Origin of the sequence: Pseudomonas sp. B35(2017) (assembly GCF_002113645.1) — a bacterium.
In the GTDB taxonomy this organism is placed as follows: Bacteria; Pseudomonadota; Gammaproteobacteria; order Pseudomonadales; family Pseudomonadaceae; genus Aquipseudomonas; species Aquipseudomonas ekonensis.
Genome location: NZ_NEIZ01000027.1, coordinates 1 through 14,170, shown reverse-complemented (window position 1 = coordinate 14,170; position 14,170 = coordinate 1). Strand labels below are relative to the sequence as shown.

12 protein-coding genes are annotated in these 14,170 nt (G+C 65.0%); 6 read left to right on the top strand and 6 right to left on the bottom strand.

Going from position 1 to position 14,170, the window contains the following annotated elements:
* The 5 genes from CAG41_RS27005 (at nucleotide 1) to CAG41_RS26985 (ending at nucleotide 3,473) form a co-directional block, all read left to right on the top strand.
* Entirely contained in the window at nucleotides 1–1,185 is a 1,185-nt protein-coding gene (locus tag CAG41_RS27005) for a GNAT family N-acetyltransferase (protein ID WP_085707714.1), read from the top strand.
* Nucleotides 1,157–1,948 (top strand): ChbG/HpnK family deacetylase, encoded by a 792-nt coding sequence (locus tag CAG41_RS27000; RefSeq protein ID WP_085707713.1) that lies wholly within the window; start codon nucleotides 1,157–1,159, stop codon nucleotides 1,946–1,948. The genes CAG41_RS27005 and CAG41_RS27000 overlap by 29 nt, the downstream gene beginning before the upstream one ends.
* Before the next feature lie 114 nt (nucleotides 1,949–2,062).
* On the top strand, nucleotides 2,063–2,755 hold the full coding sequence (locus CAG41_RS26995; RefSeq protein WP_085707712.1) for a GNAT family N-acetyltransferase: 693 nt from the start codon (nucleotides 2,063–2,065) through the stop codon (nucleotides 2,753–2,755).
* Nucleotides 2,756–2,868: 113 nt separating this feature from the next.
* Complete coding sequence (locus CAG41_RS26990; RefSeq protein ID WP_085586735.1) at nucleotides 2,869–3,162, top strand: type II toxin-antitoxin system RelE/ParE family toxin; 294 nt, start codon at nucleotides 2,869–2,871, stop codon at nucleotides 3,160–3,162.
* A 2-nt stretch (nucleotides 3,163–3,164) separates the two neighbouring features.
* Nucleotides 3,165–3,473, top strand: coding sequence for an addiction module antidote protein (locus CAG41_RS26985; protein WP_085586734.1), 309 nt, complete (start codon nucleotides 3,165–3,167; stop codon nucleotides 3,471–3,473).
* A gap of 180 nt (nucleotides 3,474–3,653) precedes the next feature.
* On the opposite strand, the gene CAG41_RS26980 is transcribed toward CAG41_RS26985, so the two are convergent.
* Nucleotides 3,654–4,460: a class I SAM-dependent methyltransferase gene (locus CAG41_RS26980; RefSeq protein WP_085707711.1), complete on the bottom strand. Its 807-nt coding sequence runs from the start codon at nucleotides 4,458–4,460 to the stop codon at nucleotides 3,654–3,656.
* Between the two features lie 137 nt (nucleotides 4,461–4,597).
* Between CAG41_RS26980 and CAG41_RS26975 the strand changes: the two genes are divergently transcribed.
* Nucleotides 4,598–4,945, top strand: coding sequence for a hypothetical protein (locus CAG41_RS26975; RefSeq protein ID WP_085633994.1), 348 nt, complete (start codon nucleotides 4,598–4,600; stop codon nucleotides 4,943–4,945).
* Between the two features lie 170 nt (nucleotides 4,946–5,115).
* Here CAG41_RS26975 and CAG41_RS26970 read toward each other — a convergent pair whose 3' ends face one another.
* From CAG41_RS26970 to CAG41_RS26950, 5 genes are all read right to left on the bottom strand, one after another.
* Nucleotides 5,116–6,543, bottom strand: coding sequence for a sigma-54 dependent transcriptional regulator (locus CAG41_RS26970; RefSeq protein ID WP_085586731.1), 1,428 nt, complete (start codon nucleotides 6,541–6,543; stop codon nucleotides 5,116–5,118).
* Nucleotides 6,512–8,005, bottom strand: coding sequence for a HAMP domain-containing sensor histidine kinase (locus CAG41_RS26965; RefSeq protein WP_085633992.1), 1,494 nt, complete (start codon nucleotides 8,003–8,005; stop codon nucleotides 6,512–6,514). The genes CAG41_RS26970 and CAG41_RS26965 overlap by 32 nt, the downstream gene beginning before the upstream one ends.
* Nucleotides 8,006–8,109: 104 nt before the next feature.
* Complete coding sequence (locus tag CAG41_RS26960; RefSeq protein ID WP_256575596.1) at nucleotides 8,110–9,201, bottom strand: SCO family protein; 1,092 nt, start codon at nucleotides 9,199–9,201, stop codon at nucleotides 8,110–8,112.
* Between the two features lie 17 nt (nucleotides 9,202–9,218).
* Nucleotides 9,219–12,023, bottom strand: a complete 2,805-nt coding sequence (locus CAG41_RS26955; protein ID WP_085633990.1) for a multicopper oxidase domain-containing protein — start codon at nucleotides 12,021–12,023, stop codon at nucleotides 9,219–9,221.
* Nucleotides 12,024–12,190: 167 nt separating this feature from the next.
* A complete protein-coding gene (locus tag CAG41_RS26950; RefSeq protein ID WP_085586727.1) occupies nucleotides 12,191–13,639 on the bottom strand; it encodes a sensor histidine kinase in 1,449 nt (482 codons plus the stop codon).
* Nucleotides 13,640–14,170 lie beyond the last annotated feature (531 nt).

Sequence of the window (14,170 nt, the reverse complement as noted above, 5' to 3'; positions counted from 1 at the left end):
ATGGCGCAATTCGAATGGCGCACCTCGCTGTGCGCACCCGACTTCCCGGCCGCGCAATACGAAGCGCTGCGCCTGCGGGTGACGGACCACACGCCGTTCAACAGCCTGGCTTGGCTGTGCGCGGCCGAACAGGCGCTGGGCGAGGACGAACGCCTGCACATTCTGCTGGGCTGGGAAGCGGACGAATTGCGCCTGTGCCTGCCCCTGGTGGCCGGGCGCGAACGGTTCGGCGGCTGGCCCTTCCGGGTCGTGCATCACCTGGGGCATCCGCTGGCCGACCGCCTCGCGCTGCTTTCGCAACTGGACGCCGCCGGCATGCGCCGGGCGCTGGCGCTGATCCGCCGGCGGATGCCCCACGCGCTGCTGCAACTCAACGAACTCACGGAGCCGGTGGGCGAGCCGAGCGCCCTCACCCACTGGATGGCCGTCAGCTCTACCGGCGAGCGGCGGCTGAGCTGCCGGGTGCCGGTGCACCTGATCAGCGACGCCGACCGCCAGGAAGTCTCCGGCGATCCGCGCTACAAGCTGCGCCGGGCGCGCAAACGGATCGCCGCCTGCGGCGCGGTGGTGCGGCGCATCGTGCCCGACGCCGACAGCATGGGCCCGCTGCTGCAGGCCATCGGCGAAGTCGAAGCGGTGAGCTGGAAAGGCGACGAAGGCGTCGGCATCTTCGCCACCGAGCGCAGCCGCCGCTGGATGCACAGCGCCTTCACCGCCCTCGCCGCCCAAGGCCGGGTGCGGGTGGTGACGCTGGAACTGGACGGGCGCTGCCTCAGCTACCGCCTGGGCCTGCTCGAACAGGGCCGGCTCTATGACTACAACCTCGCCTTCCTGCCGCAGCACGCGGACCTCGGCAGCGGCCGGGTGCTGCTGGAGGAATGGATCCGCTGGGGACTGGACGAGCACTGGCACTGGATCGACGCTTCACGGGTGAGCCTGGAGAACTCCAGCCACCAACTGCACGAACGCATGACCGGGCAACTGGAGCACTGGCGCTGGAGCTTCTACTCCTGGCGCCCCAGTGGCCTGCTGCTGGGCCTGGCGCTGCGGCTCTGGCAGCGGCTCAAGCCGGCGCTGCAGCGATGGCGGGCGCAGCGGGCGACGCCTGACGCCAAGCCTGCGCCGCACACCACCCCAACGACCACGGAGGGCGAACATGCCACGCCAAATCATAGTCAACGCTGACGATTTCGGCCTCAGCCCGAACGAAAACTCGGTGATCTTCGGCGCCTTCAAGGCCGGGGTCATCAGCTCCGCCACCGCCATGGCCAACATGCCGGCCTTCGAGGCGGCCTGCGCCCTGGCCCGCCATCCGTTGCTCGAAGGCAGGGTCGGCCTGCACTTCAACCTGACCTACGGACGGCCCCTGAGCCAGGCCATCCTGGCCCGCCGCACCTTCTGCGACAGCCACGGCGTGTTCGACCTCAACCTGCCGCGCCACAGCCTGTGGCTGGGCCGTGAGGACCGCGAGGCGGTGCAGCAGGAATTGCAGGCGCAATGGCAGCGCTGCGTCGATCACGGCCTGCGTCCCAGCCATCTGGATTCCCACCAGCACGTGCACAACATCTGGCCGATCGGCGAGATCGTCGCCCGCTTCGCTGCCCGCCAAGGCGTGCCGGTGCGCCTGGCGCGCAACCTGGGGCAGAACCTCAACCTGCCCAAGCGCCTGTTCAAGGGCCTGCTCAACCGTCGCCTGCAAAACCTGGCCGGCGCCACGGCGGACTACGTCTGCACTCCGGTGGACCTGCGCGAGGCGCCCGCGCCGACCGACGGCGTGCTGGAGATCGTCGCCCACCCGACGCAGCTGACCGGCGACTTCGGCGACGCCTACCTGCAACCGGGCGAGTCCCTGAGCCACGTTCTAGAGCGTCGTCTGACGGGGGTTCCACGGATTTCCTACGCCGACCTGAACAAGGAACTGCTGCGCGGCACCGCTGTGCCTGAATGACTTACATACCTTGCAATACATTCGAAGATGGCACTTCGCAATGACTTTGCAGGCGTGATCTATACCCACAAAAAGCGTCATCCACCGCACCGGGCCTAGGCCACGGAGGGCAACATGAGCGTCATCGAAAAGCTGCGTGAGCGCATCAGACAAAAGGGCCTGGGCCGCACCTTCACCACCCTGTGGAAACGCTATGTGTTCTTCCACTGGGAACTGCTGTGGATGGAACGCGACCTGGTCAGCCCGGTGCCGCCGCACAAGCTGCGCCCCTACGAAGGCCTGCGCCGGGTGGACATCACGTCGGAGAACGCCACGGCGTTCGCCAAGCATTTCGGCGACCGCGTGCAGACCATGGCCGAACTGGCCGCCGAGGGCCATACCGGGCACATGTACCTCGACGCCGACGGCCACGCGGTGGCGTTCATCTGGGGCAGCGTGCGCGACTACCATGACCGCCACTACTACGGCTGCGAATTTCCGGTCAAACCCGGCGAGTTCTTCGAATTCGGCGGTGAAATGACCCGGGCGTACTTCGGCAGCAGCCTGTCGGTGGACGTCCAGGTCGCCCTCTGGGAAGCCATGGCCGCCCAGGGCTGCCACAAGGTGGTGGACGTCTGCGAGACCCACAACATCCCGGCGCTCAAGCTGCACATCCGCATGGGTTACCACGAACAGGGCCGCGTGACCCACGTCTACGGCCTGTTCGGCCGCTGGCGCCTGTTCCGCGAGACCCGCTACCAAGGGTCGAGGCTGGAGCCCCTGCGCAAGCCGGGCCGGCCGGTGGTGACGGCGGCGGCGCGGGCTTGACCGAGGCCTCCTACGACTCAAAGAAGCACTGCCTACATGAATTGATGAATGCTCAACGCATTGTGGCGAATGGGCTGACTGCCTGACCGTATCCATCTGGATACAGTCAGGCCATGACCTATCTCATCAAGCAAACACCGACTTTTGCGACATGGCACGCCTCAATCCGGGATCTCCGGGCCAAGATTGCTGTTGCCCGTCGCATTGATCGCGCCTCAGCAGGTAATCTAGGCGACATCAAGTCAGTAGGAGACGGCGTGTCCGAAATGCGTGTAGATGTCGGCTCCGGCTATCGGGTGTATTTCACCCTTCGAGATCGCATCTGCATCATTCTGCTGGCAGGAGGAGACAAATCATCGCAAGGCGCGGACATCAAGCGTGCCAAGAGAATGGCAAAGGAGGTTTGACCGTGAGTCAGGCTTTGACGGTTTTTGATATGGCATCACTGTTGAACAGTGACGAGGCCATCAGCGAATACCTTTCACAGGTGCTGGCTGACGGTGACAACGAAGAGTTTCTTCGCGCCATCGGTCATGTGGTCAAGGCGCGGGGCATGACCCAAGTCGCCAGGGATTCGGGAATGGGCCGTGAAAGCCTGCACAGAGCTTTCGCGCCTGGCGCAAAACCTCGATTCGATACGGTGCTCAGGGTCATTCATGCCCTTGGCATTGATCTGTGCGCCCAGCCGGGGCATGTGATCGATCACACCACTCACTGAATATCGGCTGGGGTTAGGGTGACCGCACATTTTGCGGGCACCTCGACTCACGAAGGGGCTACTGTCTTGATCTTGCCCCGCAGCGCCTTGACTGACGCCATCGCCAGCAGGCTGACTCCCACAAGATCTTGTGGAAGCGGGCTTGCCCCGGGCGGCGATCCGAAGAAGGAGCCGGGACATTCAGCGCTTTTCCGCCACAAAGGTGAAGCACATCGGCATCTGCGCCGTCTGCCCTTCGTAGCGGTCGTACAGTTCTTCGCGGTTGGAGTGCGGGTATTCCTTGAAGTGCGCGATGTTCAGCCCTGCGCCGATGGCGCCGCTGAAGATCGCGCCCAGGGTGTGCACGAACCAGTAGGACGGCGCGGCCTTCTGTTCGACCTTGCCGGCGTAGACGATCGGTTCTTCCTGCACGAACGGCTCTTCACGGAAGTAGGACGCGGCGAGGCGGTACGGATCTTCGGCCTCGGGGTCGAGCATTTCCAGGAACGGGTGGGTTTCGTAGATCACCAGGCGTGCGCCGGGCTTGAGCACCCGGGCGACATGACGGAAGAACGCGCCGATGTCGGGCATCCAGTTGAGGACGCCGATGGTGATCAGCGCCACGTCGAAGCGGCCGTCCAGCTCGGCCGGCAAGCGGTGGATGTCGGCTTCGATGAATTGCGCGTCGTGCGGTGAACGCGCGTTCAGCTCACGGGCCTGTTCGAGAAACGCCACCGACTGGTCGATCCCCGTGACCCGCTGCGCGCCCAACGCGAACAGCGACAGGCTTTCCCGGCCGTTGTTGCAGCCCAGTTGCACCACGTCCTTGCCGTCGACGCCGACCTGTTCCAGCAAGCCGCGCAGGGTGTCGTCCAGGCAGGAGAAGTCCGCTTGGGCGACGTCGGCCAGCAGGGCTTGCCAATCGGGCGTGTCGCGGTGGTGGCGGGCAGAATCGTTCCAGGCCTGACGGTTGCTGGCGACGGCGTCTTGAGGGTTCGGCACTTCCATGGCGCTCTCCGGGTGGTGCTCGTGATTGAGCGGCCCGAGTCTAGGTCAGCCTGACGGCGCCAGTTGTTGGGAACATGTAACCGGCGGCGCGGCTATAGTTAACAGCCTTGGGGAAAACCGTTTCCACAGGTGCCGCCATGCGAACGCTCACTTGGTCGCTGTTGCCGGGCTGTCTGCTCGCCGCCGCTCAGGCCCAGGCGCTGGACAGCAACTTCAATTACTACGGGGCGGACCAGCCCTTCGCCCACCCCGCGCCGCCGTCGCTGTCGGCTGCGCCGCCGCGGACCTTCGACGACACGTCGCCGCAGGACTTCATCGTCATCCCGGACCGCCACGTGTTCCACGACTCGCAATTGCCGACGGTGGCCGACGCCACGGTGCGGGTGTTCGTGCGCACCTACGATGCCGAGCGCGGCATCTACGTCAACGACGAGGTGCTGGATCCCACTTGCCTGCTGGAGTGCCTCAGCCCTCAGACACAGTGATGGCCTCTGTGGAGGGCGGAGGGTCAGGCAGCAGAGCTGCCGGATGTGCCGGCCTCATCGCTTGCAGGCAAGCTCCCACAGGTTTTTAGGGTGACCGCAGATCGTGCATACACCCGCTATCTCCTGTGGGAGCCAGCCTGCTGGCGATGGCGGCAACGCGGATCCTGCGTTCACCACTGACGCTTGTCCGGCCGGGCCAGGCCCAGCTTTTCGATGCGGTAGCGCAGCATGTCGCGGCTCAGGCCCAGCAGGCGGGCGGATTTGGTGACGTTCCAGTCGGTCTTGTCGAGCATCTTGCGCACCATGTCGCGTTCGACCTCCGGCAGGTTCATCGATTCGGTGTTGCTCGCCGGGCGCGGCTCGAAGTGCGGCATCTCGTGCTGGTGCAGCGCCGGCTCGTCCACCAGGCTCATGCACACGTTCAACTGGTGGGCGGCGATGGTGTCGGCCGGCGCCAGCAGCACGGTCTGCTCCAGCATGTTGCGCAGCTCGCGCACGTTGCCGGGCCAGGTGTAGCCGAGCAGCAGTTCTTCGGCCTGCTGGCTGAAATGCAGGTTCGGCTTGCCGTAGCGCTTGCCGTGGCTAGCGAGGAAGTGCCGGGCCAGCAGCAGGACATCGTCGCCCCGGGCATACAGGCGCGGCACCTTGATCGAAATGATCCGCAGGCGGAAGAACAGGTCCCGGCGGAACTTGCCCTGCTGCACCATCTGCTCAAGGTTGCAGTTGGTGGCGCTGATCACCCGCAGGTTGACCTTGCGCTCCTTGACCGAGCCGACCCGACGGATCGTGCGATCCTCCAACAACTTGAGCAGCTTGGCCTGGAGCACCAGATCCATTTCGCCGATCTCGTCGAGAAACAGCGTGCCGCCGTCCGCCGCTTCCACCAGCCCGACCCGGCGGTCCTTGGCGTCGGTGAATGCGCCCTTCTCGTGGCCGAACAGCTCCGATTCCACCAGGTTGGAGGGAATCGACGCACAGTTGAACTCAATGAACGGGCCCTTGCTGCGCGAGCCGTCGAAATGCAGCGCGCGGGCCACCAGTTCCTTGCCGGTGCCGGTCTCGCCTTCCACCAGCACCGGCGGCAGGTCGCCGCCGGTCATGCGCCGCTCGGCTTCGAGCAACTGGCCGAGGGTGTGCTTGAGGTGGTGCATCGGCGCCGATTCGCCGATCAGCGCCTGCACCCCGGACTTCTGCGCCTCGCGCTCCTGGTAGAACGACAGCGTGCGCTCCATCCGTTCGGTGGCCAGGGCCTTGTCCAGCAACAGTTTGAGCTCCGGCAACGCGACCGGTTTGGTGACGTAATGAAAGGCGCCCTCCTTCATCGCCACCACCGCATCTTCGACGTTGCCGTAGCCGGTCATCATGATCACTTTCAGGTCCGGCGCGCTGATGCGCAGCTTCTGGATCAGATCGTGACCGCTCATGCCCGGCAGCGAATTGTCGGTCAGCACGACGTCCGGCATGAAGCTGCCCAAGTGCTCCAGCGCGTCTTCGGCCGAATGGCAGACCGTCACCTCGAAGTCCTTGCGCTCCAGGTAGGTCTGAATATTCTCGGCCAACAGTTCGTCATCCTCGACCAGCAGAATGCTGTGTTCCATATTCCCCTCCCGATGCCACTTTGAAGTTGAGACTGACGCGGGTTCCCTCCTGCTCTTTGCTGGTCAGGACGACCGAGCCCTGAAAACGCTCCATGATTCGCTTGACCAGCGCCAGGCCGACCCCGAGGCCGCCCTGCTTGGTGGTGAAAAACGGCTTGAACACCAGCAACTGCTGCTGGGTGCTCATGCCTTTGCCGGTGTCGGCCAGGGTCATGCGCACGCAGTCGGCCTGGGGCGCGTCGATGTCGATGCTCAGCACGCCGCCCTTGGGCATCGCCTCCAGGGCATTGGCGAACAGGCTATTGAGAATTTGCGTCAGCAGCACCCTTTGGCTGACGACCGGCGGGCAGCCGTCGGGCGTGAACCGCACCTCGACCCCGTTGCGCCGGATCAGCGCCTCGAACGCGCCGAGGGTGTCCTCGACCGCCGGCAGCAGGTCCACCGCCTCGCCGTCGTCGTGCATCGGCCGCAGCGACACCAGCAATTCGCGCACCCAGCGCGACATGCGGTCGACCTGGCTGATGATGTCGCCGATGTTGCGCTGCGCCCCTTGGCTGGCGACCTCCTGAGCGAGTTCGGCGCTGGAGCGGATGGTCGCCAGCGGATTGCGCAGGCTGTGGGCCACCGCCGAGGACATCTCGCCCAGGGCGACAAAGGTCTCGTTGCTGATCAACTGCTGTTGCTGGGTCTGCAGCAGGGCTGCGGCCCGGCGCACGATCCAGAACAGCCCCAGGTAGATCGCCGTCCCGCCCAACAGGGTCGCGACCCAGATCGAGGCGAAGCCGCGGTCGATGCGCTCCACCAGGTCCGCCGGCTCCTTGTAGATCTCGACCATGGCCACGACCTTGCTTTTGTCGGCGTTGAACATCGGGATGTAATTCTCGATGAACAGGTACTTGGGTTCCCGGGACAGCTTCTGCTCGGGCTTCTCGTCGTCGATCTTGTGGTAGCTGGACGACACCGGCACCTGCATCTCGAAGGACTCGTCCAGTTCGTCGTCATCCTCGAACTTCACCCCGATCAGGTCCGGGTTGGTCGACCAGATCACCGTGCGGTCCAAGGCGTAGACCGTGGCCAGCAGGCCGTCCGGCAGGTGTTCGACGTGGTCGAGGAACTCCGCCCGGGCGGCGACGTGGGCCACCGGGTCGACATCCGGATAGTTCTCGTCCTGGCGCGGGTCGAGCATCTCGCCCATGGTGCGTTGCGCGCTGATGCCGGCGTGGCGCATTTCGGCGTCGCCGATGGCCTGGACGAACTGCGCGGTGAGCAGCGCATCGCGCTCCACGCTTTCGGTGACCACGAACCGCGTGGAGACATAGCCCAGGCCCAGCGCCACCGCCGCGATGATGAAAAAACTGGCCAGCGAGAACCAGCGCAGCAAATTGAACTGTCCGCCCCAGAACCTGCCGGCGGCGGCCGTTTCCTTCGGCGCCGATGTTGTCTGTTCTTCCAGTCGCTGCATGGGGATGCCCTGGTGGTGTTGTATCAGGCCGGTTACAGCCGCCGTCACGACTGAGTGTAGGTGGCAATGGCTGCGGTACACGGTCCGTTGATGCTATTTGGCCGCTATTGCATCCGGCTCACCGTTTCGCTGGCGGGGCCCGTGCCAATCGGCGCCGCGGCGCCGTCGGCCAGCGGTTGCGCAGAAGGATGCTGACGCTCGGTCTCGTCGCGCAGGAACTCGATGACCGATTGCGCCGACGCCTCGTCCAGGCGCAGGTTGGGCATCGGTATGCGTTCGTACTGTTCGAACAGCTGCACCGCGATCGGATCCTTTTCCGCCAGCATGCGGTCCGGTTCGCGGATCCAGCGGTTGAGCCACGCGGCGTCGCGCTGGCGGGTCACACCGATCAGGTCCGGGCCGATGCTGCGCATGCCGATGCCCTGGCCGTCCAGCGGGCCGAGGCTGTGGCACGAGGCGCAGCGGGTGCGGAACAGCTCCTCGCCGTTGCTCGGCGGACGGATTTGCGGGGCTTCGGCGTAGCTTTGCTCGGTGCTGGGCTCTTTCCAGTTGTGCAAGGTGTTGGCCAGTTGATCGGCGAGGATCCACGGGTTCTCGAACGGCGAGGCCTTCATCCAGCGTCCGGTGCTCTGGTTGCCGACGATCAGGCTCAGGTTATGGTCCTTGTTGCGGCCATTGTCGACGCCTTCGATGAACAACCCCAATTTTTTGCGCAGGTCGGTCACGTCTTCGAATTCGCCGGTGAGGAATTGCCAGCCCGGCCCCACCTTGAACCGCTGGGCGTACGCCTTGAGCACTGCCGGCGTGTCGCTCAGCGGGTCGATGCTGATCGAGTAGAAGAAGATGTCCTGCCCGACCCGGTCCCCCAGCAGTTTCTGCACCTGGCGCAGGCGTGCGGTCTCCAGCGGGCAGGAATCGCTGCACGAGGTAAAGATGAAGTTGATCACCACCACCTTGCCTTTGATCAGGTCGTCGAAAAAACGCACCTGCCGACCGTCCTGGTCGGTCAGCAGGGTGTTGGGGAAATAGTCGCCGCCCCACGGGGTGGCGGCTTCGCTGGCCGGGGCCGGCGGCGCGGTGCCGGCTCCGGTGTCCGCCTGGTGCGCCACCAGCGCCTGCGCGCCGAGCAGGCAGGCCACCAGGGCCAGCACCCGATGCATGCCCCAGGCCTGGGAGCGCAGTGTCGACCGTTTCATCTTCGCTCCCTCCCGGTTCATGGCTTGACCACCACTTGCGGGCCGAAGCCGTCACCGCTGCGGAAGGTCGGCAGCGCGGCGGAGTTGACGTAGCGCACCCCGTCCCAGCTCGGCAGCGGCGTCGGCATCAGCTGCAGTTGCCCCGGTTTCTCGAGGTCCCAGCGCAGCAGCATCGAGTTGTCTTCGTGCTGGGTGTTGTGGCAGTGCTCCATGTAGGTGCCGGCGAACTCGCGGAAGTTGATCGCCATCTCCACACTGTCCAGCCCGTCGGCTTCGGAGCCGATGCGGTAGACGTCCTTGCGCGCCCATTTTTCCCACTCAGGCGGAGCCTTGCCGCCACGGCTGAGGATGATCCCCTCCTCGAAGTGCACGTGCACCGGATGGCTCCAGCCCTTGCCGCCGGCCTTGATGTTCCACACTTCCAGGGTGCCGATGCCGCTGACGCCGGCATCGGTCGGGCCGCTGGCCAGTTTGGTCGACGCATTGAGACGACGCGGATCCATGTGGAAGCCGAAGCCGCCGTCGGTCTTGATCGTCCACGGCGCCTCGTCGGTGCCGTCGGAGCGGCCGAAGGTGAAGGTGCGGTGCAGGGCCTTGGCCAGCAGGGCCTTGTCGGCGGCGTTGTCGCGGTGGATCTTCAGCGGGATCATCGTCAGCCCTTCGGCCTTGCCAGGCTTGGCCGGTTCATAGGCCGCCGGATCCATGGCCAGGTCCTGGCCGCTGTAGGACTTGACGTTGAGCTGCAAGACCTTGCCCACCGCCGGGTCGCCCCGGTCCCACTGCGGGCCCTTGCTGGTCTGCTTGATCACCGCCAGGTATTTCTCCGACAGCACGTCGGCCAGCGAGATGACCTCTTTGGGCCCCTTGCCGTCGTCCTGGGCCTGCAGGTTGACCACGAACAGCTTGTCGCCGGGCTTGATGCCGTTCTTCGCGAAGTTGACGATGATGTCGAACCGTTCGGCGATGCCCTGGGTCGGCAGGATCGCGTTGTGGTTCTGCTTGTCGCCGTCGGCGTCCAGGTCCATGGAGCCGTCGAACGGCACGCTGTGCTCCATGATGTTGCCGTCGTTGGCGATCATGTGGAACGGCACGCGGCTGTAGGACACGCCCGAGTTCTTCGGCCCCTGGAACTCGCCGCCGGAGCCTTTGACCTCACGCACGATGGCCAGCTTGAAGTAGCGCGACACCGAACCGTTGAGGATCCGGAACCGGTAGCTGCGCGCCCGCACGTCGAGGATCGGCCGCCATTGCCAGTTGACCAGCACCTGATCGCCGATGAAGCCGTCGGTGTTGAACGGGTTGAACCACAACTGGCCTTCCTGGTCCCAGGCCTTGTCGGCGAACACCAGGTTGATGTCGTAGTCGCGGTTGCCCCACGGCAAGGCGCTGCCGCTGGGCAGGCGCAGGTTGACGCCGTCGTTCACCGACTCGTTGCCCCGGTCGATGGCGCTGTAGTAGTTCATCATCGCCGCGTTGCCCTTGTAGACGTTCTGCGCGGTGAAATCGAGCATGTGGTCGTGGAACCAGTGGGTGCTCATGGTTTCCCGGTAGTCGCCGCGGATCTTGATGGTGCCGTGGTCGCAGGTCTTGAGGCCTGGCGTCATGTCGTTGACCCACAGGGTTTCGCCCGGGGCGCAGGGGAACGCGGCGCGCGGATCCTGGGCCTTGGTGTTGATGCTGTCGTAGCCGGCGAGCTGGATCGGCCAGCGGTAGTCGTAGAACTGGCCGGGGAAGAAGAACGCGTTGGCGTAGCCGTCGCTCTCCGCCGGGGCGTGGCCGTTGTGTTCGTGGGTGGTGATGGTGTGCAGGCCGAAGCCGCGGTTGGCCGACGGGTCGATCGGCAGGCCGTTGTAGTGACGCATCAGCACCGGCTGGCCGTAGCGCACCATCAGCAGTTTGGGCGGCAAGGTGCCGTCGAAGGTCCACACCGAGTTGTGGTTCTGCGCCGGCATGGCCGGGTGGAACCGCGCGTCGACGCCCTTGGCGGTGCCGTCGGTCGCCGGCACGCCGGCCACGTTGTGGTACAGCCCGCCCGGCCCGAATTCGCCGACCGCGTAGCCGTGCATCTGCCGGCCGTCACGCAGCCCGCCGTTCAGGCGCGCGCCGGTCTGCACGGTCTTGTAGGCCACCTGCGGGTAGAACTCGTTCCAGCGCTGATGGGCCCAGCCTTTTCCCGGCGGACGGCCCTCGGCGGAGGAGCCGATGTGGCGGTTGAGGAACAGTTCGATCTGCGCCTGCCACGGATTGCGGTCCACCACGTTGGCGAACTGGCTGGGGAACGGCGTCAGCCCGGGCTGACGCAAGAACGCATCCAGCGCGGTGCCGGGCGGTGCGCTGCGGGCGACGCTGTTCGGATCCTGCGCCGGCGCAGGTCCAATGGCCGCCGGCGGAAAGCCCAACGGCCCCGCGGGGGTGGTCGGGTCGAGTTTTTCCGGGCCGAACTCCTCGAACAGGGTCAACTGCTGGGTGAACGGCTGGGCGCCGTACAGCGGGCTCGGCTTGCCGTTGGTGGGGTAGTTGAAACTGGTCTGCACCCGCGGCGGCAAGATGTTCTCGGTGCGGGTCGAGTCGCGCGTGCCTTTGACGCCGTTGGGCAGGTCGAAGGAATCGACGTTGGCCTCGGGCATGGTCAGGATGGCGTTCAGCGCCGTCGGCTCGTCCGCCGGCTCGTCGTAGTAGGCGGAAGGGTCGGAGGTCTCCGGCTGGCTTTCGTCGTCGATGGGGCTGGCCCGGACGGCCATGGTGCCGAGGGTCAATGCCAGAAAGACGCTCAGCGGCGTCAGCAGAAATGGCTTGCAGGGGTAACGCGTTGTTCTGTCCATCACCAGCCGCCTCGTCAAAAGGAAGGGGTGATGGTGTTTTGCAATTACCTCGCCAAAGTATTAATGCCTTTTTAAACAACGAGTTAGAGACGCCGTTGAATTCCCCACTCCCCGGTGACCGGGGCCTGACACCCAGTGATGGGGAAAGTTCAGATTGTTTTTTGCGGTCATTGGATGAGCTGGAACGCCAGACAGACAGTGGTACCCTCGCCCTCGCGGCTGTCCAGGGTCACGCCGCCGCCGAAACGCTCCATGATCCGTTTCACCAGCACCAGGCCCACGCCGAGACCGCCCTGCTTGGTGGTGAAGAACGGCCGGAACGCCATGCTGCGCTGCTCCTCGTTCATGCCCTTGCCGGTGTCGCTGAGCATCACCGTCACCCTGCGGCCGTCGCCGGTCTCCAGGCTGACGGTCAGCGTGCCGCCCTTGTCCATCGCCTCCAGGGCATTGGCCAACAGGCTGTTGAGGATCTGCGTCAGCTGCACCGGTTGGCTGAGCACCATCGGCGTCTCCTGCGGGTGGAACACCACATGGACACCGGCCTTGGCGATCTGCTGCTCGAACGCCATGAGGCTATCGTGCAGCGCCGCCACCAGGTTCACCGGCTCCGGGTCATCGTTGAGCGGGCGCAGCGATTGCAGCAGCTCGCGCACCCATTTGGACATGCGGTCGACCTGGCCGATGATGTCCTTGATGTTCTTGTGCGCAGGCCCCGCATCGAACTCCAGCGCCAGCTCGGCGCTGGAACGGATGGTCGCCAACGGGTTGCGCAGGCTGTGGGCAACCGCCGAGGACATCTCCCCCAGCGCGACGAAGGTTTCGTTGGCGATCAGTTGCTTTTGCTGCGCCGCCAGCAGGATCGCCGCCCGCCGCACGATCCAGAACAGCCCCAGGTAGATCAGACCGCCGCCGAGCGCGGTGGCCAGCCAGATCAGCACCAGCCCGCGCTCCATGCGGCTGATCAGGTCCTTGGGTTCCTTGTAGATTTCCACCATCGCCGTCACATGCTCGCCCTCGGCATCGAACAGCGGGATGTAGTTCTCGATGAAGATGTACTCCGGCGGCACGACGAACTTCTGCTCTTCGCGGCCCTTGTCCACGTCGTGGTAGCTGGCGGACACCGGGATTTTCTCGTCGAAGGCCCGGTCCAGGTCTTCGTCGGCATGGATGCGCGTGCCGATCAGGGCCGGGTTGGTCGACCAGATCACCTGCCGGTCGGGGGCGTAGATGTTGGCCAGGATCACGTCCGGCAAGTGCGCGACGTGGTCGAGGAATTCGTCGCGGGCATTGGCCCGGGCGGCGGGATCGACATCGGGAAAATCGTTGTCATGGCGCGAGTCGAGCAGATCGCCCATGGTGCGGATGTTGGGGATCGAGACATGCCGCACTTCCGCCGAGGCGATGGCCTGGATGAACTGCGCGGTCAGCAGCGCATCGCGCTGTACGCTTTCATCGATCACGAAACGCGTCGACACCGCCCCCAGCGCCACGGCCACCGTGCCGATCACGGCCATGCTGATCAGCGAAAACCAGCGCAACAGGTTGAACGGCTGCTTGCGCGAGCTCAGGCGAAGGCTGCCCTCCTCGGTCGGAAGCGATGGTGACTGCATGTTCATGGCGGCGACTTCCCGATACGTCCCTATAGGTTTATAGCCCACGGTTGGGGGATTGCCCGAAAGCGGGTGCCCACCGCAAACCGCGACCAATGGGGCATTCACCGACAGTCGGCCTTGCGCCATTCACTGTGGGAGCCGGCTTGCCGGCGATGAGGCCGGCACACCCGGCATCCTCATCGCCTGACCCACCGCCATCGCTTGCAGGCAAGCTCCTACACAGTTCGGCGGTGTTCGCGGAACTGGCAGACCACCGCAAAACCTGTGGGAGCCATCGCAGAACTGGCAGACCACCGCCAATCCTGTGGGAGCTAGCTTGCTAGCGATGAGGCCGGCACACCCGGCATCCTCATCGCCTGACCCACCGCCATCGCTGGCAAGCCAGCTCCCACAGGGTTCGATGGTGTTCGCAGAATTGGCAGACCACCGCAAACCTGTGGGAGATTCTATGGTTGAGGCAAAGCCCTCAGCCTGCTTTTGGTTCATATTCGCTTTGCCCTTTGAGCAGGGCGAATACGATCCGGGCCAGTTTGC